Annotated in this window: 26 protein-coding genes and 1 pseudogene; 7 read left to right on the top strand and 20 right to left on the bottom strand. The window is 45.4% G+C overall.

The features are described 5' to 3' along the window. The first annotated feature begins 201 nt into the window (after positions 1-201). Positions 202-300: a YjcZ family sporulation protein gene (locus BSI_RS22285; RefSeq protein WP_032732263.1), complete on the top strand. Its 99-nt coding sequence runs from the start codon at positions 202-204 to the stop codon at positions 298-300. Positions 301-880: 580 nt separating this feature from the next. On the opposite strand, the gene BSI_RS0121525 is transcribed toward BSI_RS22285, so the two are convergent. Further along, entirely contained in the window at positions 881-1,297 is a 417-nt protein-coding gene (locus BSI_RS0121525; RefSeq protein ID WP_032732262.1) for a hypothetical protein, read from the bottom strand. A gap of 160 nt (positions 1,298-1,457) precedes the next feature. Continuing rightward, positions 1,458-1,593: pseudogene (locus BSI_RS23320) on the bottom strand (phage terminase small subunit-related protein); the annotation flags it as partial. Between the two features lie 167 nt (positions 1,594-1,760). On the opposite strand from BSI_RS23320, the gene BSI_RS22275 reads away from it, so the two are divergent. After that, the gene (locus BSI_RS22275) at positions 1,761-1,877 is read left to right on the top strand and encodes a YjcZ family sporulation protein (protein ID WP_003240909.1); all 117 of its coding nucleotides are present in this window, start codon (positions 1,761-1,763) and stop codon (positions 1,875-1,877) included. 686 nt (positions 1,878-2,563) lie between these two features. On the opposite strand, the gene pucE is transcribed toward BSI_RS22275, so the two are convergent. The 7 genes from pucE to allC form a co-directional block, all read right to left on the bottom strand. Next, positions 2,564-3,085 (bottom strand): xanthine dehydrogenase subunit E, encoded by a 522-nt coding sequence (pucE, locus tag BSI_RS04385; RefSeq protein WP_003240904.1) that lies wholly within the window; start codon positions 3,083-3,085, stop codon positions 2,564-2,566. After that, the gene (gene pucD / locus BSI_RS04390; RefSeq protein ID WP_003240902.1) at positions 3,076-5,313 is read right to left on the bottom strand and encodes a xanthine dehydrogenase subunit D; all 2,238 of its coding nucleotides are present in this window, start codon (positions 5,311-5,313) and stop codon (positions 3,076-3,078) included. Before pucD ends, pucE begins: the two co-directional genes overlap by 10 nt. After that, complete coding sequence (pucC, locus tag BSI_RS04395; protein ID WP_003240900.1) at positions 5,314-6,147, bottom strand: xanthine dehydrogenase subunit C; 834 nt, start codon at positions 6,145-6,147, stop codon at positions 5,314-5,316. Beyond that, on the bottom strand, positions 6,144-6,761 hold the full coding sequence (pucB, locus tag BSI_RS04400) for a xanthine dehydrogenase accessory protein PucB (protein WP_003240898.1): 618 nt from the start codon (positions 6,759-6,761) through the stop codon (positions 6,144-6,146). The genes pucC and pucB overlap by 4 nt, the downstream gene beginning before the upstream one ends. Then, positions 6,758-7,750, bottom strand: a complete 993-nt coding sequence (locus BSI_RS04405) for an XdhC family protein (protein ID WP_003240896.1) — start codon at positions 7,748-7,750, stop codon at positions 6,758-6,760. Before BSI_RS04405 ends, pucB begins: the two co-directional genes overlap by 4 nt. A gap of 431 nt (positions 7,751-8,181) precedes the next feature. Continuing rightward, positions 8,182-9,432 carry a (S)-ureidoglycine--glyoxylate transaminase gene (gene pucG / locus BSI_RS04410; protein ID WP_003240895.1) on the bottom strand — a complete coding sequence of 417 codons (1,251 nt, stop codon included), beginning with the start codon at positions 9,430-9,432 and terminating at the stop codon, positions 8,182-8,184. Between the two features lie 16 nt (positions 9,433-9,448). Then, the gene (allC, locus tag BSI_RS04415) at positions 9,449-10,687 is read right to left on the bottom strand and encodes an allantoate deiminase (protein ID WP_003240894.1); all 1,239 of its coding nucleotides are present in this window, start codon (positions 10,685-10,687) and stop codon (positions 9,449-9,451) included. Between the two features lie 224 nt (positions 10,688-10,911). Between allC and BSI_RS21875 the strand changes: the two genes are divergently transcribed. Beyond that, positions 10,912-11,226 carry a hypothetical protein gene (locus BSI_RS21875; RefSeq protein ID WP_003240893.1) on the top strand — a complete coding sequence of 105 codons (315 nt, stop codon included), beginning with the start codon at positions 10,912-10,914 and terminating at the stop codon, positions 11,224-11,226. Positions 11,227-11,363: 137 nt separating this feature from the next. Beyond that, positions 11,364-12,230, top strand: coding sequence for an endonuclease I family protein (locus BSI_RS04420; protein WP_003240892.1), 867 nt, complete (start codon positions 11,364-11,366; stop codon positions 12,228-12,230). Between the two features lie 32 nt (positions 12,231-12,262). Here the strand turns inward: BSI_RS04420 and BSI_RS04425 are convergent, their stop codons facing one another. After that, a complete protein-coding gene (locus tag BSI_RS04425) occupies positions 12,263-13,366 on the bottom strand; it encodes an ABC transporter ATP-binding protein (RefSeq protein ID WP_003240890.1) in 1,104 nt (367 codons plus the stop codon). A 181-nt stretch (positions 13,367-13,547) separates the two neighbouring features. On the opposite strand from BSI_RS04425, the gene frlR reads away from it, so the two are divergent. Beyond that, positions 13,548-14,276: a transcriptional regulator FrlR gene (gene frlR / locus BSI_RS04430; protein WP_003240888.1), complete on the top strand. Its 729-nt coding sequence runs from the start codon at positions 13,548-13,550 to the stop codon at positions 14,274-14,276. A gap of 24 nt (positions 14,277-14,300) precedes the next feature. Here frlR and BSI_RS04435 read toward each other — a convergent pair whose 3' ends face one another. From BSI_RS04435 to BSI_RS04460, 7 genes are all read right to left on the bottom strand, one after another. Beyond that, positions 14,301-15,155, bottom strand: a complete 855-nt coding sequence (locus tag BSI_RS04435; protein ID WP_003240886.1) for a fructoselysine 6-kinase — start codon at positions 15,153-15,155, stop codon at positions 14,301-14,303. Positions 15,156-15,167: 12 nt separating this feature from the next. Next, positions 15,168-16,070, bottom strand: coding sequence for a carbohydrate ABC transporter permease (locus BSI_RS04440; protein WP_003240884.1), 903 nt, complete (start codon positions 16,068-16,070; stop codon positions 15,168-15,170). A 3-nt stretch (positions 16,071-16,073) separates the two neighbouring features. Further along, complete coding sequence (locus BSI_RS04445; protein WP_003240882.1) at positions 16,074-16,952, bottom strand: carbohydrate ABC transporter permease; 879 nt, start codon at positions 16,950-16,952, stop codon at positions 16,074-16,076. 56 nt (positions 16,953-17,008) lie between these two features. Beyond that, positions 17,009-18,277, bottom strand: a complete 1,269-nt coding sequence (locus BSI_RS04450) for an ABC transporter substrate-binding protein (protein WP_003240880.1) — start codon at positions 18,275-18,277, stop codon at positions 17,009-17,011. 80 nt (positions 18,278-18,357) lie between these two features. After that, positions 18,358-19,344 carry a fructosamine deglycase FrlB gene (gene frlB, locus BSI_RS04455; RefSeq protein ID WP_003240878.1) on the bottom strand — a complete coding sequence of 329 codons (987 nt, stop codon included), beginning with the start codon at positions 19,342-19,344 and terminating at the stop codon, positions 18,358-18,360. A 214-nt stretch (positions 19,345-19,558) separates the two neighbouring features. Further along, positions 19,559-19,933 (bottom strand): nucleotide excision repair endonuclease, encoded by a 375-nt coding sequence (locus BSI_RS0121515; RefSeq protein ID WP_019259408.1) that lies wholly within the window; start codon positions 19,931-19,933, stop codon positions 19,559-19,561. A gap of 95 nt (positions 19,934-20,028) precedes the next feature. Beyond that, positions 20,029-21,153, bottom strand: a complete 1,125-nt coding sequence (locus tag BSI_RS04460) for an NAD(P)/FAD-dependent oxidoreductase (RefSeq protein ID WP_003240875.1) — start codon at positions 21,151-21,153, stop codon at positions 20,029-20,031. Positions 21,154-21,311: 158 nt separating this feature from the next. Between BSI_RS04460 and BSI_RS04465 the strand changes: the two genes are divergently transcribed. Then, positions 21,312-21,461, top strand: coding sequence for a hypothetical protein (locus tag BSI_RS04465; RefSeq protein WP_003240873.1), 150 nt, complete (start codon positions 21,312-21,314; stop codon positions 21,459-21,461). After that, a complete protein-coding gene (locus tag BSI_RS04470; protein WP_003240871.1) occupies positions 21,461-21,733 on the top strand; it encodes a hypothetical protein in 273 nt (90 codons plus the stop codon). Before BSI_RS04465 ends, BSI_RS04470 begins: the two co-directional genes overlap by 1 nt. A 63-nt stretch (positions 21,734-21,796) precedes the next feature. Here BSI_RS04470 and glxB read toward each other — a convergent pair whose 3' ends face one another. The 3 genes from glxB to BSI_RS04485 form a co-directional block, all read right to left on the bottom strand. Continuing rightward, positions 21,797-22,180 carry a methylglyoxalase gene (gene glxB, locus BSI_RS04475; RefSeq protein WP_003240869.1) on the bottom strand — a complete coding sequence of 128 codons (384 nt, stop codon included), beginning with the start codon at positions 22,178-22,180 and terminating at the stop codon, positions 21,797-21,799. A 109-nt stretch (positions 22,181-22,289) separates the two neighbouring features. Next, positions 22,290-22,568, bottom strand: coding sequence for an ArsR/SmtB family transcription factor (locus BSI_RS04480; RefSeq protein ID WP_003240867.1), 279 nt, complete (start codon positions 22,566-22,568; stop codon positions 22,290-22,292). 670 nt (positions 22,569-23,238) lie between these two features. Next, on the bottom strand, positions 23,239-24,423 hold the full coding sequence (locus BSI_RS04485; RefSeq protein ID WP_003240858.1) for a DUF3800 domain-containing protein: 1,185 nt from the start codon (positions 24,421-24,423) through the stop codon (positions 23,239-23,241). Between the last annotated feature and the right edge of the window lie 234 nt (positions 24,424-24,657).

The raw sequence follows: 24,657 nt of genomic DNA, 5'->3' as shown, positions 1-24,657 counted from the left end.
TTTAGGTGCACCAACGGGTTAGTAACGTTACTTTTCAGATTCTGTTCCATTTATCTTGATTTTGTTTTTTAATAGTTTTTAATTATGCATTTCTATTAGCCTTTAGACAAAATATTCATTTTTTCTTATTTAGACTTAAATCTATGTCGAAAATTATCGTTTGCCATATCCTATACTATCCTCACTAAAGGAGGTGGCAATATGGGTTATTCAAATGGTTATGGTAGCTCCTTCGCTTTGATCGTGGTGCTATTCATTTTGTTAATCATTGTTGGTACTTCTTTCTTTGGTGGTTATTAATTTTTACTCTTGCCTAACCTCCGCCGTAGTAGCACCTCCTAGTTCGGCTGACGCCATAAGAAGTTTTTATGGCGTTATGCTCGTGATTAACTAATCATATTTGACATAGTTTTTGAACCAGGGATATATAAACATCGTATTCGATTCAATCGTTTCTGTTGAGCTGAAGACATAAAAAAAGACCCTCCGTATAGAGGGATTATAGGAGTAATCGTTCTTCAGGTTTGAAGACGATCTGAAGCAATATGAAATGCGTTTTGAGTTTGGTTTTCTGTTAAGTTGGTTCCGAAACTACATACTAAAGTCAATGACAGCCCAAGAATTAGGGACACACTTTTTTAAGAATTCATACAGGAACCCCTTTTTTATGTTTGAAAACGGTCAGAAGCAATATGGATCATACGATATGTTTGACTTTCTGTTAAGCTGGATGCGAAACCACATACTAAAACGACTGACAAACCCAGAATAAGACATACCTTCTTCTTAAAAGTCATACACTCATTCTTCCCTTTGAATTTGTCAAAAATCTAAATACGTTTGGATTCTTAGAATAAAAGGGAGCTATGCTCCCTTTTATTCATTCTATTACGGAATTTTCCAATGTGTATGATCCACCAGTTTTTGCAGTGCTATATCCAGCAACCCTTATACTATAAGTATAGCTTTTACTGACTGCAATAGTGTGCTTCGATAATTCTGAGGAATCATAAGAATTCACAAGAGTTACTTTTCCAGTATTTATATCTTCTTTGTAAATACTAACTTTTAACGGGGTTGTGTTACTACTTTTGGACAAATAAAATTTTACTTTTGTAGCTGATCCCGGATGGAATTGCCACTCATCTCCTTCTTTAGCAGCAGCGGCATCAGCAAAAGATCCACTTACTTTGTCATTAAGAGGAAGTATACCTTTAAATTCATAGGCTGATGCACTTCCCATAGCAGTAAAGATTAACACCAAAACAAAACACATTGATACTAACGACTTTTTCATATTAAATCTCCTCCTTAAAATTAAAGTCTTTGTTACTCGCCCTAATTGACAAACCCTTCCACAAGGTAATAATTTCATATTTTTGACACAAAAGGGAAACTAAAGATATCGATCATGATTATTTCACAGTGTAATCCTGTATTAATAAGTTTTCTTCCTATTTATTGTTTGCTTTCCATTTGCGAACAGTGCTGCTTGTTACGCCTAATTCTTCGGAAATGTCTTTTAACTTCTCGGTTCCTCCCGCTCTCTTCCCATAAACTGAAGGCTTCGTCTCTGCGTGGATCTCCCGGTCTTGTTACATGTCACCACCCATATTTGAGTTTGTTTTAATAGTTTTTGATTTGCATTTTCTATTAAGACTTTAAACAAAATATTCATTTTTTCTTATTTAGACTTCAATCTATGTCGAAAATTATCCTTTGCCATATCTTATACTATCCTCATTAAAGGAGGTGGCAATATGGGTTACTCAAATGGATATGGCAGCTCCTTCGCTTTGATCGTGGTGCTATTCATTCTATTAATCATTGTTGGAGCATCTTTCTTTGGAGGCTATCCAGAAGGCGTTCCAATTTAGTATGTTATAAGCACCTCCCAGTTCGGGCTAGACGCCATAAGAATTTTTATGGCGTTTTGCTATGTGATTTGCTGACAAAGTTTCTGAATCAGGGAAATATAAACATCGTTTTTGAGACATAAAAAAAGATCCTCCGCTTTAGAAGGTTTTGAAGACGATTTGAAGCAATATGAAAAGTATATTGTGTTTGGTTTTCTGTTAAGTTGGTTCCCAAACCACATTCTAAACAAATGATAAACATAAGATGCTTCGTAAGCAGTTGCGGTCTCACAGGCAATGTCTTCAACATACGAATAGTTCTTATTCTCTTCTAGGTTTTATTAACTCAAAAACAAAAAAAGAACAGGTTTACCCCTGCCCTTTTTTCCTTTTCACATCATCTAATCTTAGAACCACAATACTTAATAAAATCAAACCAATAAACGTACCGTACTTTCCTGTGTCTAAATGTGTGAGTGGAGCTATAAAATATTCAATTATGAATATAATTATAGCAATTGAAACTAATATACGATTCATTTAGTAATTAACACCTCGTTTATGCATTTCTCCAAGGCATATTAATGGTTGACGCAATTAACTAATGATAGTTTACTCGTCCACAGTGCTTCAGCAAGGGCACCAGCGATGGCGCATCCGGCTGCTCTTTCATTATATTACAATTTCGAAAACTAATAAGCCCGCTTTTAAAAACCGGACTCCCTTTTTCCATCGTTCAGCTCTTTTCTAATCCTGCATGCAGACCGCATAATCCCTCCATACCCGGTACACCGGCACAAATTCCCCGCCAGCCCTTCTTCTATGTCTTCATCAGACGGATGCGTTTTTTCCTCAAAGAGTGCTTTAAGCGCAATTATCATTCCTGGAGTGCAGTAGCCGCATTGAAAGCCGCCTTCTTCCAGGAAAGCAGTTTGGCAGATATCCAGTTCTTCTTTTTGAATTCCCTCGATGGTTGTAATGGAATGGCCGTCCACTTGATAAGCCATGGTCATACATGCATTGGCCAGCTTTCCGTCAATTAAGATGGAACATGCTCCGCAACGGCCGATTCCGCAGGACACCTTTGTCCCGGTAAGTTGAAATTCCTTTCTAAGCAGGTCAATCAGACGTGCCGTGGGAACGGCTGAGACCTCCCGCTCCTGCCCATTCACAGTCATTCGGAATTTTTCCTTTTTTACAGGAAATGGCTCGGCTTCTTTTACGTCCATTGCTTCAGCCCCTTTCTGTCTATCGCGGTCAGAAGCTCTTCTCTTGAAATTGGCAGCTTATTTATCCAGCAGCCGACCGCATCATGTACAGCCTTTACAATCGCCGGGGTGATGGCGATCGTTCCGATTTCGCCAACACCTCGCGGGCCGTAGAAATCCCCTTCCAACAGCTCTTCTATCGCGGTCAGCTTCATATCGGGAACATCCTTCACACCGGGAATGACATACTGGTCGAGATTTTCCGCCGCGTAACGGCCGTCCGTCATTTTAGCTTCCTCCATTAGCGTATAGCCGAGTGCCATGACAGCGCCGCCTTCAATTTGCCCCCGATAGCCCTGCGGACTGACAACCGGGCCTGCCGCAATGGCGTGCTCACAATCTATCACTCTGACATCGCCTGTTAATAGATCAACCTCCACCTCAACAGCAGCCGCTCCAAATGAGTAGAGAAAATGGCCGCCGACTACAGGATCAGGTGTTGTCGGAAAATCGAATGCTGTTTCCTCTGCCAAAGGGCCTTTTTCAGCCAGCTCTCTATACGTCACCACGAGTTCCTTTGTGTTTTGATCACGCAAGCCCGCTGCACCGAAAATAAGGTTTTCCGCTGAACAGCCGCTCCATTCTGCCGCCCGTTTTTTTAGTTGAGATAGAAACGGCTTCTTCAAACGCTGGATCGCGTGCCACACCATGCTTGTGCCGCGGGATGCTGTGGAGGAGCCTGACTTCGGCACTTTTGCGGTATCCCCAATGACAATGGATATATCCTCTGCCGCACAGCCCAGCTCATCCATGACAATATGTTCAATCGCCGCTAGAATCCCCTGTCCGCATTCTTCAAATCCGAACGAAGCTGTGATTTTGCCATCACTCGAAAGGGACAAACGGCCTCCTGCCGCATCCATTCGGCCATAACCCAGCCCGCCGCCGTGCATCGTAATTGCCGCTCCCGTGCCTCTCCGTATATACCCGGAGTTCTGGCGTTTTCTTGTGAGAATGGGAGATTCAGAAATGGCATTCAACACCTGCGCCGCTCCGTCAGTCGGTGCAATCCGATGCTCAAGCGGCCCCAAGTCATACGGTTTTCTGATATTTTTTCTTCTCAGCTCCAACGGATCGATGCCGAGCATATCACTGAGACGATCAAGATGGGTTTCGAGTGCAAATGTGATTTGATTGCCGCCAAAGCCCCGGAATTCTCCCGCAACCCCGTTGTTCGTAAACACAGAGATCCCTTCCGTCCGGATATTTGGAATACGGTACGGACCCGCAGCATGCTCGACAGAAAAATCAAGAACAGCCGGTCCAAGCGTAGCGTAAGCGCCTGTGTCCGCCACAATTTTCACATCATGAGCCAAAATTTTCCCTGCCTGATCTGCACCTGTTTTGATCGTAATCTTCATCGGGTGGCGCTTAATGCCAGAGCGTACAGATTCCTTTCTGGTCTGATGAATTTTGACAGGAAGTCCGCTTTTCAAGGCCAAAAGCGCAGCATACGGCTGGATATTCAGCTCATCCTTTCCGCCGAACGAGCCGCCCATCGGACTCGACACAACCCTGATCTTCTCTTCAGGAATGTCAAACATACGGGAAAGCTGGAAACGGTCTTTATAGCCGTGCTGTGTTCCTGCATACATCGTAAAGCCCCCATCGTCTTCCGGAACAGCTACGCCTCCTTCTGTTTCCATATACGTATGCATCTGACGCGGCAGCACGTAGGTTTCTTCGAGGACTATGTCACATGCTCGAAACCCTTCTTCCACATCGCCGTGTGAAAAAAACGCACGGTGAAGGATGTTCCCGTCCTCGTGCTGTCTATGCGCGTCAGGCCGAAGCGCTTTTTCCGGTGAATCAATGACCTCCAGCTCTTTATATTCAACGCGAATCAACTCCAGCGCCGCTTCCGCGATTTCCTCCGTTTCCGCAGCAACTGCGGCGATCGCATCCCCGACATACCGCACCCTGTCCTCACATAAAACCGGCTGATCAGGGATGACAATGCCAAAGCGGTTTAAGCCGGGAACGTCTTTATGAGTAACGACTGCCCGCACACCTTCCATTTCTTCCGCTTTCATGGTGCAAATCGACACGATCTCCGCATGAGGATAAGCGCTTCTCAGCACTTTGCCATACAGCATTCCGGGAAAGCTGAGATCGGTCATATATTTCAGTTCCCCTGTGACCTTTCTTCTTCCATCCGGCCTCACTCTTGACGGTTTGTTGACGATCATTTATTCTCCTCCCTCAGCCATCAGCTCTGCCATAATGACGTTGGCCACGGCTTTTTTTCTGTATGGCGCTGACATAAAAGCATCTGCTGAAAACGGTAGCTCATTGATAAGCGTTTCGTACAGCTCGTGAGGATCCCACCCTGACACCATCCACTTCGCTTCGCTTTCCACTAATCTTTCCGGTGTGATATCAGCATGGCCAGCGGCGAGGCGAATGCCGCCGTCTTTTAAAAAACGTCCAGCTGCAACAGCAACAGCTCCTGTAAAAGCCTGGCGCCTCCCAAGCTTGCGGTAAAACACACGCTCTCCCTTTGCATGCGGAATGTTGACACGCGTGACGATGGCAGTTTCAAAGTCTTCATCTATGAGCCAATCGCCAAGCGGCATCCTGATCAGCTCCTTTTGATATACGATAAGCTCAGCATCTAGCACAAGTAAGAGCGGAATCAAATCCCCGATTTTACTCGCTATGTTGCCGCCAATCGTGGCCCGGCTACGAATTCCGGGTGCGGCGACAGCGGAAGCAGCGTCGCTGAAACAACCGAGCGCACTCTTAATCAAAGGGTTCTTTCTGCATTCACTCAGCGTTGTGAGTGCCCCGATCGAGAGGTGGGTGTCACTGGCGCTGATCCCTCTCATCTCTTCAATTCCTTCAAGACTGATGAGATGCTGTTTCGGAAGAATCCCTTTGTCCCACTGAAGCTGAAGCAGTGTGCTTCCCGATGCGGCACACACATCCGGGGAATGCTGCTCCAAAAGCGAATAGGCCTCATCAAGCGCTGCCGGCCTCCATAATTGAATATTCATCCTTGCTTTTGTCACTTGGCCGTTCAAACCATCGCCCTCCTTACCATGTCGTATTCCTCCGGTGTATCAATATCTTTCAACTCCGCGCTTTCCTTCGCCTCCAAAACCGCTCCTGTTCCAAGCTGTCCGCTTTTCAGGATCCTGCGAGCCCCCTCATCTCCCTTCAACTCCTTTACATAAGGAAAACAAGCCGATGAGAAATAGATTGGCGGGGTGAACGCGCCTAAAAATGATGACACGGCAAATGACTCAGGAGCGATTGCCACAAGGGCATTGAGATGATTGACGGAAAGCTGCGGCTGGTCGGCTAACAAAATGACAACGCCTTCAGCTCCCATGCTTTCTGCTTTTCTCACCCCGCTGCTGACTGAATGTCCTTGACCCTTTTCTGCGTCTTGACAAACGTGCAGGGTCCAGCGTTTTCGAAAAGGCGGAGCGTGATAAGGCGCTCCCATCCACTCAAGGGAAGCATGTTCTGTTCTCTCGACGATCAGCACATGATCTAGGCGGGACAGAAGAGCTGTTTTCAAAGAAAGCGATCCGATGGTTTCTCCTTTTAGCGGCAAAGCCAGCTTGTTTTGGCCCATTCTTTTGCTTTTGCCGGCAGCAAGAAACACTCCGATAATATAGGGGCTTCTCATACAACCGCTAGCCGTTTTCTTATTTGAATGATTTCCGCGACAACGCTGACGGCAATTTCCTCGGGGCCTTCCGCACCGATTTTCAGCCCGACCGGACTGTAAAAGTGAGCCGGCGGCTGTTTTCCGTTCAGAAGCCGTTTGGTACGGTTTGCCGAACCCAACAATCCGATATAATGAAGATGTTGAGAAAATAAGCAGTCGACGATCGCTTGATCATGCTGAAAATGATGGGTTGCCACAACAGCTGCATCCTGCGGAAAAAACTGAAATTCACTGAGCATTTGTTCCGGAAAAGCGGTGATTAGCTGATCCGCTTTTGGAAAAAGGGAGGATGTGCAATAAGCGGGACGCCAATCTGTCACGATAACAGAAAACCCTGTATCAGCCGCCAAATTGGCGAGCGGCACAATATCCGGTCCAGCTCCGAACAGAATGAGACGCGGCTTCGGTTCAATTCGCTGAATAAACATGTTGGTTGATGGATCAAAATGCGGTAAATGAATCGTAGAAGCGATACGTTGAATGTCCTGCAGAGGCGCGTCCGGCCAGTTCCCAAAACACCCTTTCTCGGACAGAAATAAATAACGGGAGGATTTAATCTGTTTAACGGCTGTTACAGCTTTGCCTGAATGAAGGCAGTCCCTCACGATTTCATAGTGCCGTCTTCTTTCCTGAGTGATTCGCTCCGCATGAATATGAATCATGCCGTTGCACCCGGCCCCCATGCCCCAGGAAAGATCGTCCTCCGCCCGCATGTCATAGGAAATCAGCGCTGACGTCAGCTGATCGGCCATCTCACTAATTCTTTGGAATAAATCTTCTTCCACACATCCGCCGCTCAGCAAGCCGACCCGTTCGCCATTTTTCTTAAAGAGCATAGAGGCGCCTGCTTTTCGATACGCGGAGCCCTCAACTTGAACAATTGTCGCCAGCACAGCCTCATCCTGATCTTTCAGGAGCGCATCTAATATCATGTGCAAATTTCCCAATGCTGCATCCTCCTCTCAAAAATCGCTGTAAGAAACCACTAGTTCAGCGTGGTTTTATAGGTAACTTGTATAAAGAATAGATGATGGAAGGAAAAATGACTCATACTTCGTCAGAAAATGCAACATAGAGAAAGAGGATTTGTAAAAAGAGTCAAACGAAGAAAAACAGATTGGAGAAAAAGCGAAATCGTATAACTAAAAAAGCTTGCGGAGTTCCCGCAAGCTTAGATTGTTGACAAAATCCTAAAACGGTTTATAGTTTTAGGATTTTGTCATCTTTTCAGCGTGATTGAAAACCCTTGAAGTCTAGAAAAGGCGAGCATCGGAGCACAGCGAATGTTGAAATTCGTGAGCACCGAAGCGCAGCCTTGACAACGAATGCGAGGGTTTGTCGACACGCTGAAGCTTGCGGAGTTCCCGCAAGCTTTTCTTTATACCGCAGCCTGGCGGCCGGCGTTTTCATACACATCAAGCGCTGCCTGGAGCGCTTTTCCTGCTTCGATTCCTGCTCCATGTCTGAGAAGCACAGCCTCTAAACCGGCAAGCACGAACAATACGTTTTCTTTTCTGCAGCTGTAGCCCATCGTGCCGATTCTCCAGATCTTCCCCGCCAGCGGGCCGAATGAACTGGCGATTTCGATGCCGAATTGCACCAGCAGCATGTTGCGGACAGACTCGCCGTCAATACCATCAGGGATTTCTACACAGGTGACAACAGGCATTTTGCAGCCGTCATCTCCAAACAGCTTCAGCCCCATCGCCTTAATCCCTGCTGCTAATGCGGTCTCATGGTAGCGATGGCGCTCAAAACGGGCTTCAAGTCCTTCTTCAAGCACCAGTCTGACACCCTCACGCAAGGCGTACAGCATCGTCGTCGCTTCTGTATGATGATTGAGCCGTCTTTCGCTCCAATAATCCTCAAGCTGGCTCAAATCAAAATAATTGCTTGTGATCGGCCGGTTTCCTGAAAGCGTTGTCCTGTCAGCTTGTGTCGCAATCCCGCGCTCCACCTTTTTGCGGGCCGCAATTACATCCGCCACCCGCTCATTATATGTAATCGGCGCCATTCCCGATGGAACAGACAAGCATTTTTGCGTGCCGCCGATGGCCGCGTCAATGTTCCATTCATCCACCTTTACCTCACACCCGCCGATCGTCGCGACTGCATCGACGATAAACAATGCTTCCTGGGCGCGGCAGGCTTCGCCGATGGCTTTCAGGGGGTGAATCCGACCTGTCGATGTTTCCCCATGCACCATCGCCACGATTTTCGGTTTCACTTTTTTCATTTCCCGTATGATGTCTTCCGGGTCAAAAACCGTTCCCCACTCGCACTCAAGCGTATGAACATTCGCCCCGTACCGCTCGGCAATTTCAGTCAGCAAATAACCGAAGCGCCCATAAATCGGAATGAGCACATCATCTCCCGGCTCAATCACACTCGCCAGCACCGCTTCGATACCCGCCCGTGAAGTGCCATCAATCGGGTATGCCCAGCGGTTTTTCGTTTGAAATACCTCCCGAAGCATCTCCATCGTTTCATTCATGATATCCGTAAACGCCGGATCAAATTGGCCGACAACCGGGGTGCTCATCACTCTTAATACACGCGGATCAACCTCAACAGGACCCGGTGTCATAATCGTTCTTAACGGTGTACATAACTCTTTTCTGCCTGACACAGCCATTCCTCCTTTATCAGTAAGCCAGTTTGTATAATAAATCAGTCAATGCGCGGACGCCGATCTCAAGCTGTCTGGCTGAGGTATATTCCTTCGGTGAGTGGCTGATGCCGTCGCGGCTTGGCACAAACAGCATACAAGCAGGATGGCGCCTTCCGATCATTTGCGCGTCATGCCCTGCTCCGCTCACCATTTCTTCACACCTGATGCCGTTTTCTGCCGCTGTTTCCAGAGCCGCAGCCTTCAGCCTTTCGTCCATCGGTACAGGCTCTATCCGCATATATTCATCAATTACAGCGCGAATCCCTTTTTGATGGCAAATGCCGTTGATCAAAGCAGCCATGTCTTCATGAAATTGCTCCAGCACGTGCTGATGCTGATGGCGAATATCAATTGAAAACTGCACGCGTCCCGGTATCACATTGGCTACATTGGGCTCTGCAGTTATTTTTCCGCATGTCAGACGGAGCTCACCCGGCTGCTCTTCCGACCGCAGCAGCAGTTCATGAATAATATGGCTGCTGGCTGCGAGCGGGTCTTTGCGCCATTTCATGGAGGTTGTTCCCGCGTGGTTGCATTCCCCCTCCAGCGTGACGAGATATCGCCTCTGCCCCGCAATACTTGTCACAATGCCAAGATCCCGACCTGACATTTCCAATGTCTGTCCCTGTTCTATATGAAGCTCGACAAAGGCGCTGATATCTGTCCTGTACGGAGCCTGATACACACCTTTGCCAAAACCGCACTCATACATCGCTGATTGCAGAGAGACGCCTGTTTCGTCTTTCGGTTCTACTCCATCCTGTAATGAAAAAACGCCCGTCATATTCCCTGATCCCCAATAGGTCATTGGAAAACGGCTGCCCTCCTCCTCACATAAGGACACCGCTTCGAGTGTTTTTTTCGGCGCTCCGTACATTTCTTTGAGCTTCTTTAGCGCGAGCATTGCCGCAAGGACGCCATAGGCGCCGTCATACTTTCCTCCACTGATGACAGTATCGATATGTGAACCGGTTACAATCACTTCATCCGGAGACTGGGTGCCCGAAAGCCTTCCAAACACATTGCCGACATCGTCGAATCTTGTTTCAAGTCCGAATGAAGACATTTCCGTTTTTACGGCAAGCTGCGCGTCCATCCATTCTTTTGTATACAAAAGCCTCGTCACACCGTCGTCAGCGGATGCGCCGTATTGGGCGAGCCATTCGATATAATCTGCGATGCCGCTTTTTACTGAAAGCTTCTGCTTTTCCATGTACTCCCCCCTCTGGCCGTTATAGTGACTTCATTATAGAAGGAGGAACACGATAGTTCATTGGCAGATTAACCAAAAAAACGTTTATTTTTTAGTCACAGTATCTATCCGGCATTAAGCGGCCAGAAAACACCCTACCTCTCAGGGCTATTCTCATGTAAAGTCAAAAGAAAAAGGGGTCAAAACACCTTTCATAGGAACAAGCTAAACTTGCGGGAGAAGCGATGTTTTCTGGCGAGGCAAGCGATGTGCAGATCGCAGCGTTTCTGATCGCGAACGGATCAAAACAGAATCGCCGGACGAATTGCTGGGCATCACCGAAGCAATGCGGGCGTGCGTATTCCTCGGTGCTTCAATTGCCGCCACACATCGGCGGACCTGCCGTCGATTTTGCCTGCCCGTATACGGGCAGGCGCTCTTTTCTCGCCACCATTCCTGCGTCTCTTTTACTCGCCGAAAGCGGCATACCGGCATTTCTTCACAGCAGCGACGCGCTTCCGCCGAAATATGCAACAAGCCGGAGCAAAAACGGGGCCTAAAGTTATTGGAACAGTGGATATCCGCCTCCTCCAAAGGGACTAATTTACAATTTTAATGAAAAATATACAAAATGACACTTCTATCCTTTATTTCAATTTTAGATAATAGACATGATCTGATAAAAGGAGGGCAAGTGATGACAAAAAAAGCAAGGTTTCTGCCGCTCGTCTGTGTATTACTGATTTCCGGATGGTTTGCGCCCGCCGCTTCAGCAAGCGCGCAAACCGCATTGAGCCTGAACGACCGATTGGCGTCTTCCCCTTCAGGAACCGGGGACCTTCTCTCATTAACCGCTCCCGCTGCACCCTACGCTGACACAGATACCTATTATGAAGGGGCTGAAGGAAAAACTGGAGAATCGCTAAAAAGCACCCTGCACCGCATCATCAGCGGACACACGATGCTGTCCTACAGCGAAGTATGGAACGCGCTGAAAGAAACCGATGAAGATCCGGCAAACCCGAATAACGTCATCCTGCTCTATACGAATGAATCGCGGTCGAAAAACCTGAACGGCGGCAATGTCGGCGATTGGAACCGCGAGCACGTCTGGGCAAAATCCCATGGCGATTTTGGTACAAGCATGGGGCCTGGCACCGACATTCACCATTTGCGCCCGGCTGATGTTCAAGTCAACAGCGCCAGAGGAAATATGGATTTTGACAACGGCGGCACTGAATATGCGAAAGCACCCGGAAATTATTATGACGGAGATTCATGGGAGCCCCGCGATGATGTGAAGGGCGATGTCGCCCGCATGCTGTTTTACATGGCTGTCCGTTACGAAGGTGATGACGGCTACCCTGATCTTGAGCTTAATGATAAAACAGGCAACGGCTCAGCCCCTTACCACGGAAAACAATCTGCCCTGCTCGAATGGAATAGGCAAGACCCAGTTGATGACCGTGAGCGAAAAAGAAATGAAATCATTTATGAAAAATATCAGCACAACCGCAATCCATTTATCGACCACCCTGAATGGGCGGACGACATTTGGCCGTAAGAAAAAGGTGCTCCTTTTAAGGAGCACCTTTCCTAATACACAGCCTCTTCCGTCTCCGCATCGAAAAAGACGACGTGATCCATTTTCACTGACAGCTGGATCGAATCGCCTGCGGCGATTCGCGTGTTTCCGTCCAGGCGGACCGTGAGCCTCTCATCTCCAGCCGTGACATGCACAATCAGCTCCGATCCCAGATTTTCATTCACTTCCACCCTCGCTTTAAACACTGAATCAAACAGCTGATCATTTCCCATCAATTGTGTCATATGCTCCGGCCGGACGCCGGCAATCATCTGTTCTCGGGCGTATCCTTTTTCCTTAAGGCTCTTCGCTTTTCCTTCAGGAATATGAAGCCGGATTGAAGGGTTTGTGAAAAACAGCTCGCCATGCTGCTCTTCAATGACGCCTTTCAGAAAGTTCATTCCCGGGGAGCCGATGAAGCCTGCGACAAACAGATTCGCCGGGTAATGATAAATGTCATGAGGTTTCGCCACTTGCTGGATTTCCCCTTCATTCATCACGACAATCCGATCGCCCATTGTCATCGCTTCGGTCTGGTCATGCGTGACATAAATGATGGTTGCCTCCAAACGCTGGTGCAGCTTGCTGATTTCTGTCCGCATCGTCACTCTCAGCTTCGCATCCAAATTGGAAAGCGGCTCGTCCATTAAAAAGACCTTCGGCTCCCTCACAATCGATCTGCCAAGCGCCACCCTTTGCCGCTGCCCGCCGGAGAGCGCTTTTGGTTTTCTCTTCAGCAAATGTTCAATCTCTAAAATTCTAGCTGCCGCATGAACCCGCTCGGCAATTTCCTGTTTCGACATCTTTCTGAGCTTTAATCCGAACGCCATATTATCAAAAACCGTCATATGCGGATAAAGCGCATAGTTTTGGAATACCATCGCAATATCACGTTCTTTCGGCGGAAGATCATTGACCCGCTCCCCATCAATAAGAAGGTTTCCTTCAGAGATGCTTTCCAGTCCCGCCACCATCCGCAGCGTTGTCGATTTTCCGCATCCTGACGGCCCCACCAGCACCAAAAGCTCCTTATCCTTTACATTTAAATCAAAGTCCTTCACCGTTAATTGTGAATGATATGATTTTTTGACATGCTCAAATGTTAATGAAGCCATCAGAAATGTCCCCCTATCTTTTGATCCATTATTTCGTCACTGGAAACAACTTGGTCTTTCTGTTATTTTTAGAGTAATCGATTCCTATTTTTGCTATATTTCTAAAATAAAAAATGTAAATTTGTATTATAACGTCATAATACATTATAATATGAATAATAGGTTAAAAGGAGGCTACCCCTTGTTAAACAACGGAAGTTCTACACCTTTATACATTCAGCTAAAACAAATCATCACTGATGACATCAAAAAGGGCGTGTATTCCCCAACCACCAAGCTGCCTACCGAAAACGAGCTTTGCAGCAAGTATAATGTCAGCCGCATTACTGTCAGGAAAGCCATTCTTGATTTAGTCGAAGAAGGCTATCTGATCAGGCAGCAGGGGAAGGGAACGTTCGTTAAAAGCCCTAAATTAAAGCGAGAGCTGATCGCAGTAAACGGCTACTCGGAATTTATGGAATCAACCGGCAAAAAACCGAAGCATCAGGTGCTGTCCCATGACATCATTCCAGCGTCAAAACTCATCGCCGAAAAGCTTCAAATCCATCCCGAGAGCCCTGTCGTTGAATTAAAACGGATTTTATACAACGATGATCAGCCGCTCTCCTTTGAAGTGACGCATTATCCGCTGGATTTGTTTCCCGGCATTGATACCTTTATTGCTGACGGCGTATCCATGCATGATATTTTGAAACAGCAATACCAAGTTGTTCCCACCCACAATACGAAGCTATTAAATGTTGTATATGCCCAGCAGGAGGAAAGCAAATACCTGGATTGCGATATCGGGGATGCACTGTTTGAAATTGATAAAACGGCTTTTACATCAAACAACCAGCCAATTTACTGCTCACTGTTTTTGATGCACACAAACCGTGTCACTTTTACGATCAACAGCCCTTACACATAACAGGCATAAAAAACGAGACACTGCTTATAGTATTCTCGTTTTTTCACTGCTTCCCCCGTCCTCCAAACGAAAAGGATGGCCGTAGCCGAATGCTCCGTACACGCCGCATGTTTTCGCAGCCGTTTCCGCCGCTTGGCGCAAAGCGCGCGTTATGTCCTGCTTCTCGCAAAAGGCTGTCAAAAAGCCCGCTATAAATGAATCTCCGGCTCCAAGTGTATCTATTATATCAGTTTCCACAATCGGCTGATGATAGATTCGGCCTCCCGCAGACAGGATTGCTCCTTGCTCCCCGCGGGTCAGACAAACCAATTTGGCTCCATACCCATGAGCTGTTTTCGCAAGCTCACCGCACTCCGACTCACTCAAATCGCTTCCTGAAAAAAACGCATACGTCACATAAGGACAGACCTTCCTCAAATAATCATCCTCCCGATTGGTTGAAAAATCAAAAGAAACCGGGATCAGTCCGCACAGCTGCGAAAGATCGTTCTCAAGTCGGCTGTACACACTGGTATGCAGCAGATCATGCCCGCTGATAAAGGCTAGATCTTTCTCCTGGAACACCAGACGGAGACGGGACTGAATGCCGCCTTTATTTGATCTGACAAAAATACGGTCCCCCTGCTCATCAAGGGTGACAATCGCCATCCCGTTTTCTCCGTGCGCCTGGCGGATATAATCCGCATTGACCTTCTCCAATTTCAGTACGTTCAAAAGATGTGCCGCTGCTTCGTCATTGCCGACGATTCCGATATAGGAAGCCTCATGCCCGAGCCGTTTGGCAAGCACCGCGACGTTTAAGGCATTTCCTCCCGGGTAGAACGTTTCTTGGTCCTGATAGTAATCAACAACGTTATCTCCAACCGCAATCAATTTCATTATGCTTCCCCCTTATCCTTTTACACTTCCGCTTGCAATCCCGCGGACAAAATATTTCTGCATAAATAAAAATAGAATAATAATCGGCGCAGCTGAAATCGTTAATCCCGCCAGCAGGACGCCCCAATCTGTCTGCAGTGCGTCTCTGAACTGCATCAGCCCGGCTGGAATGGTCCGCAAATTCTCATCATCTATGAAAATAATCGCAAACATGAACTCATTCCACGTATGGTAAGCTGTTAAAATGCCGGATGTCACCAAAATCGGCACACTCATTGGTAAGAAAATTCTGAAAAATACTCCGAAACTCGTACACCCATCTAAATAAGCCGCCTCCTCCAATTCTTTGGAAATAGAAAGAAAATAAGAGCGGATCAAAATGATGGTGAATGGAATCCGGTAAGCCGCATACGGCAAGATTAACGCCCAATACGTATTGTAAAGGCCCAGCGACTGAATAATAGAATACAGCGGCACAAGACTGACCTGCGGCGTCAGCATCAAACCGCCAAGACAAAGCACCAAAAAGAATCCTTTTCCCTTAAACTCAAACCGGGAAAGGCCGTACGCCGCCCATGCACTGATAAAGACAGTGATCACACACGTCAGCGCCGTGACGATAACGCTGTTCATAAAATAAGAAGAAATCCCCTGATTCCAGGCGGACACAAAGTTTTCCGGATGCCACGAAGACGGCAGCGACCAGCTGTGCTCAAAGATATCGTCCGAGCTTTTAAAGGCGCTCATGACCATCCATAACAGCGGATAGGCGATCGCAATAAGATAAAGAAACAGAAAAACCCACACAGACGTTTCTCCGATGTACCATTTTCGTCTCGGTTTTCTTTTCATCTCAATGTGCCGGTCAGGCACTGGCTCCAATCTGAACGAATCTGTCTTCTTCTGAGGCAGCATCTGTTAGTCCTCCTTTCCGGTTTTAAAGAACTTCATTTGCATGAGCGACAATGCGAGCGTAATGATTAACACAACGGTGGCAATCGCTGACGCATAGCCCATCATATCCTTTGTAAAGGCGCTTTTATATAAAAACGTGCTTAAGACTTCTGAAGCGTTTCCCGGCCCGCCGCCTGTCAATATGTACGGTTCATTAAATACCGTAAAGGCGCCGGTCAGCGTCATGACCACCGCAACAAAAGACATCTCTTTCGTCTGGGGAACGGTAATATGAAAAAACTGCTGAATTTTTCCCGCACCGTCAAGCCGGGCCGCTTCATACAGTTCATCCGGTATTTTTTGAATTGACACAATGTACAGCATCGCAATATAACCGACAGATTGCCATTGAGACACAAAAATGACAGATAGCATAGCCGTGCTGTCATCACCGAGCCAAGCCCTCGTCAGCTGATCAAGACCGATTGCCTGTAGCAGCTGATTCAAAAGCCCCGTCTCAGGGTTGTAAATAAAATCAAACAAAAGCGCGATTACCGTCATGGAGATGACAACCGGTAAAAAGAAAACGGTGCGAAAAAACGGCGACCATTTTCTGACCAGCTTATCCTCAAGCACCGCCGCCAAAATCAACCCGCCAAATACCTGGCATACAATAGAGATCACTGCGTAAAGCACATTATTGGTAAGTGCCTGATAGAAGACAGGATCATGAAATAATTCAACATAGTTTTTTAAGCCGATAAACGTTTTTTCCGGAGAAAAAGAGCTCCATTGAAACAGGCTGAGGAAGACATTCTCAAAAATCGGGATATAAACGAAAAGTAAAAAAACGAGAGCGGGCACCAAAAACAAATAGGGGATTATTTTATTCTGATTGACCAAGGATATCTCATCTCCTTTATAAAAAGAAAAGGTGCAAAGCTCACCTTTTCTTTGATTTATTCAGCTGACGCCCTCACTTGCTTCGCTGCTTTTTGAACGGCTTTCATCACCTGTTCCGGTGTCATGTCGCCGCCAAGCATTTGCTGGACGCCCGTTAGGTACGCGTCTGCGATTTCAACATCAACATCCATATCAAACCATGGAACCATTGATTTGGCATCAACAATTTGCTGAACCGCTTCACGCTGAATGGCTGTAGAATTTTCTTCAGTAGCCGTTCCTTGCACTGCACTGTATTTCCCGACATCTTTGACGAGCTTTTCACCCATTTTTTTCGACGTCAGAAACTGCAAAAATTCCATCGCTTCCTTCGGATGTTTTGTTTTTGAGGAGATCATGAACCCTTCCGGCGCTCCCGTTAATGCCTCTGAAGAACCTTTTTGCCCGCTGATTTCAGGAAATGGGAACATCCCCAGATTCACCGGTTCAACCAGCTTGATTTCCGCTGTTTCCGCATATATCATCGCCGACTTTCCGCTCTTAAATTGCTGTCTCACATACTCGTGGTCGACGGAGTTTACATGTTTATTGAAGTAAGGCATCAGCTCCTGAAGCTTTTCAAGTGCTTTCACATAGCCTTCATCAGTAAATTCACCCGTTTTGGCGTTATAATCCTTTTGTCGTGTTTTTTCATCGACCATCCGCTGATTGAGCGTGCCGATATAGTGCGAGATTGTCCAAGTCGCCTTTGTTCCGAAGCTGATCGGTGTGTAGCCATTTTCTTTGAGCTTCTTTGACACATCGATTAATTCATCCCATGTCTTCGGGGGATCAAGGTTCAGCTTTTGAAAAATGTCTTTATTATAGAAGAATGATTTAGCGTCCATTTGCCACGGCACGCCATATTGCTTGCTTTCATAAGTAAATGGTGTAATTTGTGATTGAACGATCTGTGATGACCAATCTGTATCATTTTTGTAGTAGGACGAGAGATCAAGTGCCTTATTGCCTCTGATGAATTTAAACGCAAACTCGTCACTCCAAGAGAAGTAAATGTCAGGAGGGCTGGTGGTTCCCAGCATAACCTTAATTTTGTCTTTATAGGAGTCATTCAAAACGGCTTCAATTTGAATGTCGATATCCGGATGCTCTTTTTCAAATTCTTTTACAACCTCTTCAAAATAACTTTTTTCCGGTTCCTTCGGCCATCTGTGGAAAAATTTCAATGTCACCTTTCCGTCCGCTGAACTGCTTTGGCTCGAACAGCCTGCGATGGTGAGCATACTGACAGCTGCAATGATCAAGAACAACAACATTTTCTTCAAAGGGTTGGCCTCCTCTGGACATTAGACTATAATGTTATATAACATTATAGTCTAATGCATAATGGTTCCGCATTTTCAGATCAATACTCAACTTTCCACATGTATCTTCTATGAGATAAAGGATGATTTCTCGCCTCTGCCAGCTCGTCCGCATAGCTTCTCAGCACACGGTTGAGAACGAGCGGAGCAAGGTAGCCTTTAACTGAATCGTCAATCGCAGTGAAATCGTAAGATGCAGCATCAAGCACAGTGAGCTTTTTGCCATACTTTTTCGAGAAGGTAAGCGCCCGCTCTTCAAGAGGTCTAGTTTCATCTAAACCAAGCAGGATGATAAACGGCACGGATTCATCAATAATCTCAAACGGTCCGTGAAAATATTCTCCGGCATGAATGGCGTGGGAATGAATCCATTGCATTTCCATGAGAATGCAGATGCTGTAGGAGTAAGCGACACCGTAGTTTGCACCGCTTGCCATTGTATAAATAATGCTTTCTTTTTCATGAGCTTTTGCAAATTGCTGTGCATTGTCAGCTTCCTGCTTAAGGGCTTCATCATACACAGCCTGCAATTGATCTAAACCTTCAATTGCTTGTTCAAATTTCGTATTGTTTTCTAATACTTGCAGGGTGCCAAAAACGATTTGATACAGAACGCCATAGTTCGTATTCATTGCAAGCGCCTCATCACCCCAATCGTACTGGGCAACATATTGCGCTTCCTGTGCTAAAGGAGACTCCGGTTTATACGTCATCGCAATCGTAAGTGCGCCTTTGCCCCTCGCAAACGCAGCAGCTTTGACTGTTTCCGGGGTATTTCCCGAATGCGAGCACAAAATAACAAGAGACTTTTCACCAAGCTGAACAGGGTTGCGCTGAATAAATTCGTTAGAGCTGTAAAGGTCGGAGTTCATTGATTTTGACTCCCTGTCAAACACATACTTACTCGGATACATAATGGCCGAAGAGCCTCCGCATGCGACAAAGAATACATGGTCAATGGTTTTCCCTTTCAAATCCTGCAAGAAAGCTTGAACCTCACGATTTACTTTTGCTGTGGCTTGACTCAAATCCTTCACTCCTCATTTTTATTATATAACGTTATATAACATTATATATTGTTATATTAAAGTCCACAGCTAGGATTGTCAATATTATTTTCTGAAATTTCTCAATAATCCACTTAGACGATAGACAAAGGGTCTACATACGGAAAGTGCCCAAATCAAAAGCCAGAACTTAACATAAGTTCTGGCTTCGTTATTCAATCCGCAGACTGACGTCTTATTTAAAAAATGCCTTGTCTATATTGTACTTCGAGTGCTGTGTATTGATGATATATGTTTCGTAAATGTCTCTTTCCATTGGATCATCGACTACACATACTTCAATTTTATATACTTCGTCTCTGTGATGTTTGATCGGTGAGACAGTGTCTTCAAAATGCTTCTTAATTCTCTGTCTTAACTTTCTAGCTTTACCGACAAACAGCAGCTCGTCATGAATGTTGTAAAACATGAAGATGCCGCCTTTATCCCTTGGTATCTGGTGAAAGTCAATGAATCCGTGAATCGCCTTTATTTTCGGCTCGTTATCATTAGCTGACTGCTGTCGTTCAGTGATGGTGACATTCGGTGCGGGTATATCAATTTTTATCAAAATTAGTTCACGTCCTCTTTTTCATTAAAGATAAATGCTAACACAGACAGAAAAGAAAAGCCAGAACAGCTTTATTATATTTGTTTGTTATGGTTTTACTTATTATGCAACGCTCCCGCTGGATCATAAGGGCTAAGATCTATTTCTGTCTGCTTTCCGAGAACTAGCTTTGCGAGCTCTGACCCCAAGAATGGCCCCATCGTTAATCCCGAGGCGCCTAAACCGTTAGCGGCAAAAAGGCCTTGAACGTCCGGTACAGCGCCCACAACCGGGAGAAACCCAGGTGTAAACGGCCTGAATCCCACTCTTGTTTCAATGGCAGCGGCATCAGCAAGTCCCGGAGCCGCTGCTAGCGCTTTGCTCAATACTTCGTGCTGGCCTCCGGCCGTCACACGCAGATCATCAAGTCCGGCATCGTTTTCGTGCGTGGCGCCAGCTACAATTCTGCCGTTATCAAACGAAAGAATGTACTGATCGTTCGGCGGCATCACAACCGGCCAAGATCCTGTATCCGTTTCTGTCATTTCAAAATGCATAATCTGCGCTTTCTGAAAGGACACTTGAAAATGAATGCCAAGAGGCTTCATGACCTCATTGGCCCATGCCCCCGCCGTCACAATCACCGCGTCAGCCGCAAACTGCTGTGTGTCTGTTTGCACGCCGGTAACCGTGCTGTTTTCAAAAAGCAAGGACGCATTTCCTTTGATGATCTTTGCGCCTCGTTTCTCTGCAGCGCTTAAAAGCGACCGGCACAGCGCTCTTCCGTTCACTCGGGCGGCACCGCTGATATGAACCGATTCATAGCCATCAGCTAAAATCGGAAACAGCTTTTTCGTTTCACTTGCAGACAAGCGGGTAATGTCGCCGATCTCCGGCGCATCCTCCCGTCTCTTATACGCCCGTTCCTCCATCTTATCGAGCTTTGACAGATCAGTATGAATGCTGATCGCACCGACACGTTTATATCCTGTATCCGTTTCTCCGTCCTCTTCCAACTGATTGATTAAATCCGCATAGTATCGCGCCCCGCCCTTAGCAAGCTGATACCAATCCTGATTGCGGCGCTGAGAGAGCCAAGGACAGACGATCCCCGCCGCCGCATCAGTCGCTTGTCCAGGTTCGTTCCGATCAATGACAGTAACTCGAGCTCCTGATTTTGCGAGATGATAAGCCGTCGACGCACCTAGTATGCCGCCACCGACGATGATGTAAGATTTCATATGCAAACACCTTTTCTATTATAATGTCTATTCATTTTACCAAATAGAGTGCTTTCCTTCGACCTTTTGCCCTAATGTGGAAAAACCGCGAAGTTCGTCCAATCTCTTCACTCTCCTATCGAATATCCTGTCACTATCAATAGAGAAAGGATGATACCATGAGCGAAAATCGTCATGAAAATGAAGAAAACCAAAAGCGCAATGTATCAGTTGCTAAAGTTGAAAACAGCGGCAATGCAAAAGTCGTAGTCAACGTGAATACAGATCAGGATCAGGCACAGGCACAGTCTCAAGACGGAGAAGAGTAATGAACGAGAATATCATTCCTATCAACAGACATACTCAAGATATGCCTAACAATGGATCTATGATCGAAAACAGCGGCAACTCAAAGGTCTATATCGACATTCACATTGATACAATGCCGATCGCCTTTGCTATATTATGCTCTGCTTTAGCCGCAAAGCAGATGACAAAGGAAGAGTTCGACACTGCCTATACGCAATTACAAGAGATGAACAGGGATAACAGCAAAACATCTGTAAAGCAAATCAACAATCAAGAGATAGAAGAAGAGTAAAAAACCGCGGCCCCTCGGCCAGCGGTTTTTCTTCTGCATACAAAAAGGACGCGACTGAATCGGTTACTTCTGTACAATTTGAATAAGGTTACCGCATGTATCGTCGAAGACAGCTATTGTGACTTCGCCCATTTTTGTCGGTTCCATCGTAAACGTCACGCCTTTTTCCTTTAATCGGTTGTACTCTTTTTGAATATCTGCAACGCCAAACATTGTGGCCGGGAAGCCTTCGGAGAATATCTTCTTTTGATACTCCTTGGCGGCAGGATGTTCATTCGGTTCGAGTAAAAGCTCGGTTCCGTCTTGATCATCTGGAGAAACAAGCGTTATCCACCTGAATTTCCCCATGGGAACATCCTCCTTTTTTACAAACCCCAGTTTTTCTGTATAGAACTTCAGTGCCTTGTCTTGATCTTGCACGAATATACTAGTCACAATGATTTTCATATTGTTGTTGCCTCCTTTGATATTTATGGTGCATGGTACTGTGCAAACAATCCGGCTTCAAGCAAAACAAACCAACATTTGTTAGAAACTCAGTACTGGTTTTATAAAATTACTCTATCCATCCTTTCAGCAAATTTTTAAGCGGTTCTTTGTTGAATATAAGCACTCGATATTTTCCCTTTCGTTTTGATGTTACAAGCCCGGCATCTTCCAATACAGAAAGATGTTTAGCTATCGCCTGTCGCGTAATGGAAAGGTTATGCTTCGTAATGAGACGTACCGTAAGTTCATACAACGTCAGCTCGTTGCGTTCAGATAATTCGTCTAATATAAGCCGCCGAGTCGAATCGCCGAGTGCTTTGAATATAGCGTCTTTGTTCCAATTCATATATTGAGTATAAGCAACTGTATGGTTGCGTGATATAGGAACTGAACCTATCCGGCGCAGGTCTGAAATATTCTAATCGATAAGGAATTAAAACCATCAAAATAACAGTGGATATGTATCTGAAAAATAAAAGAAGACGAACTTCAAAAGTTCGTCTTATACAATCAAATTCGGCACGCCGGCCATTTTAAAATTGATAACTATCTCTAAAACCCTTGATAAACAAAGGGGTTTTCATCATTAACCGATAGAACCTTCCATTTGCACTTGATTAATTGTGCGTAAAACAGCTTGAAATGATTTATAAAGAAATAGCTTTATAAAAAAGTTTAACCGTTTTTTTAAAATGCAAAAAAAAGCATTTCGGCATAAAATCGGCACGGAATCGGAACAAAAATTAACTGTAAAAAACCATTGTGGGAAGGGTTAAAAACTTGAGAACTCCCAGTTTGCGCTGTGGGTTCTTTTCATTTTACTAATAAATTTGCAATACAATCTTCTATAACCTTTTCTAAAATAATTCGTTCATTAAATCCCCCACGTTCTACCTTTTCCTTAGCCTTTTCTCTGCAAAGTACCATTTAGTTAGAACTTAAAAATGCTCATATTATCCCTTTTGCTTTAAGTTATAGATTGAATTTGAATAAAAAGTCTGATCGTTTATCACTCTCTACTCAAATATATGGACGTAAAACATATCTTGTTCTTTCTTGAATTCTATATTGGCCGCGGTTCGACCATTGTCAATTTCACTGACTTCGTGCCGTATATAATCCACATTAAGTCGTTCTAAAACGTATTCTGCAAATTGGTCTTTATGATTGTTCCCTTCGGGCATGTTTAGCTTTCTCGAAACAGCGCCGGTTACCAGGTCTGAAATTTGAACTGCGACAAACGTTTTAGATGGCATACCATTAAGAGCTTCCAAGCGAAGTTCCTCTTCGTAATTGCTTTTAAATCGTTCTCGCAATAATTGTCTTGTTTCCTCTAAGTGAAGCTTGTCAGAACCGTCGTCTGCGTCTTTATAATAGCAAATGCCTCTTGGGAGAGATAACCTTCCACTATGCACTTCATGCTCAATCCCGAGATGAGCGAGCTGGTAATACAGGGAGTAAACGGATTGTTCTAACGTTTTGTATTGAAGTTGACTCTTTCTCACTGCAACTGCCTTAAAACTAACCATATCTGAAAATTGCATGACTTTATCAAAAAATTGTTTATATAACTCAAGTTGATTTCGCTTCATCTCTGTGAAATGAAACTCATCCGGAAAACGAATCTGCTCTTGTTGTGCTCGCTCCCTGCACTCTGCTAACCATGCACGCATATCATGCTGTACTTCTTCATGACGTTGCATATCATTAAACCAAACACTGCCTACGATTAAATAAGCCTCTCCGCCGGCTTTCCCACTTTCGTCCGCGTACACAAATATCAATGGATTGCTTTGAGGTTTAACAGCAGTTGCTCTCTGACGATGTTCTCCCGCCAAGTCTTTACGATAGCCCTCCACGGTTGCTTCCGCTCGAAATAACCCAAACTCATTTTGAATTTTGGCTCGTGCGCGTGTAAGTGAAGTAAGACGGGTGTATTTTTTCAATTCATCTGGAGTGATAGGATTTCCCATACGATAACCTTCATAAGCTTCCCAATATCGTAACTGGAGTTCCTGGTCATTATTACGCGCTTCTTTATGTTTATTCAAAACTGAAGCCACTCTTGTGTACATCGTATCATAGCGGTTGGATAACAAGTTTTTGAGCAACCGTTCTTTACCTTCTTCCCTCTTCCGTGATCTTACTACCGCGGGATCTACTTCTTCTGTTATTGCCTGTTTTTCACCATCTGTAGTCAATTCCGGTTCCTCCCTTCGATTTACTTACCATTATTATACAATAGATTTCTAGGACAATCTTTGAAAGCTTTTAAAAATTTTCCGGATTACCCCCAAAAAACTGGTTTCCTGGTCATATTTTTTGTATGCCTTTTTTCAGTTTTTATTTTCATGGGAGTTTAAGAAATTTAGACTCCTTAGTCTTTAAGCTAGGAACATTAGGAAGTACAAAAGGTTGAAAAATGCTATCCTTTG

The organism is Bacillus inaquosorum KCTC 13429, from assembly GCF_000332645.1.
Classification (GTDB): Bacteria; Bacillota; Bacilli; order Bacillales; family Bacillaceae; genus Bacillus; species Bacillus inaquosorum.
The sequence above is the reverse complement of the archived record's forward strand: the minus strand, read 5'-3'. Positions and strand labels throughout refer to the sequence as shown.

What these genes read in the sequence shown, in the direction of transcription:
- pucB (WP_003240898.1), bottom strand. Translation starts at nt 6,761, where the DNA reads ATGAGAAGCCCCTATATTATCGGAGTGTTTCTTGCTGCCGGCAAAAGC.
- BSI_RS04420 (WP_003240892.1), top strand. Translation starts at nt 11,364, where the DNA reads ATGACAAAAAAAGCAAGGTTTCTGCCGCTCGTCTGTGTATTACTGATT.
- BSI_RS04460 (WP_003240875.1), bottom strand. Translation starts at nt 21,153, where the DNA reads ATGAAATCTTACATCATCGTCGGTGGCGGCATACTAGGTGCGTCGACG.
- glxB (WP_003240869.1), bottom strand. Translation starts at nt 22,180, where the DNA reads ATGAAAATCATTGTGACTAGTATATTCGTGCAAGATCAAGACAAGGCA.
- pucD (WP_003240902.1), bottom strand. Translation starts at nt 5,313, where the DNA reads ATGATCGTCAACAAACCGTCAAGAGTGAGGCCGGATGGAAGAAGAAAG.
- allC (WP_003240894.1), bottom strand. Translation starts at nt 10,687, where the DNA reads ATGGAAAAGCAGAAGCTTTCAGTAAAAAGCGGCATCGCAGATTATATC.
- BSI_RS04465 (WP_003240873.1), top strand. Translation starts at nt 21,312, where the DNA reads ATGAGCGAAAATCGTCATGAAAATGAAGAAAACCAAAAGCGCAATGTA.
- BSI_RS22275 (WP_003240909.1), top strand. Translation starts at nt 1,761, where the DNA reads ATGGGTTACTCAAATGGATATGGCAGCTCCTTCGCTTTGATCGTGGTG.
- BSI_RS04470 (WP_003240871.1), top strand. Translation starts at nt 21,461, where the DNA reads ATGAACGAGAATATCATTCCTATCAACAGACATACTCAAGATATGCCT.
- BSI_RS04480 (WP_003240867.1), bottom strand. Translation starts at nt 22,568, where the DNA reads ATGAATTGGAACAAAGACGCTATATTCAAAGCACTCGGCGATTCGACT.
- BSI_RS21875 (WP_003240893.1), top strand. Translation starts at nt 10,912, where the DNA reads ATGTTTTCTGGCGAGGCAAGCGATGTGCAGATCGCAGCGTTTCTGATC.
- BSI_RS04440 (WP_003240884.1), bottom strand. Translation starts at nt 16,070, where the DNA reads ATGCTGCCTCAGAAGAAGACAGATTCGTTCAGATTGGAGCCAGTGCCT.
- BSI_RS22285 (WP_032732263.1), top strand. Translation starts at nt 202, where the DNA reads ATGGGTTATTCAAATGGTTATGGTAGCTCCTTCGCTTTGATCGTGGTG.
- BSI_RS04425 (WP_003240890.1), bottom strand. Translation starts at nt 13,366, where the DNA reads ATGGCTTCATTAACATTTGAGCATGTCAAAAAATCATATCATTCACAA.
- BSI_RS0121525 (WP_032732262.1), bottom strand. Translation starts at nt 1,297, where the DNA reads ATGAAAAAGTCGTTAGTATCAATGTGTTTTGTTTTGGTGTTAATCTTT.
- BSI_RS04435 (WP_003240886.1), bottom strand. Translation starts at nt 15,155, where the DNA reads ATGAAATTGATTGCGGTTGGAGATAACGTTGTTGATTACTATCAGGAC.
- pucE (WP_003240904.1), bottom strand. Translation starts at nt 3,085, where the DNA reads ATGGACGTAAAAGAAGCCGAGCCATTTCCTGTAAAAAAGGAAAAATTC.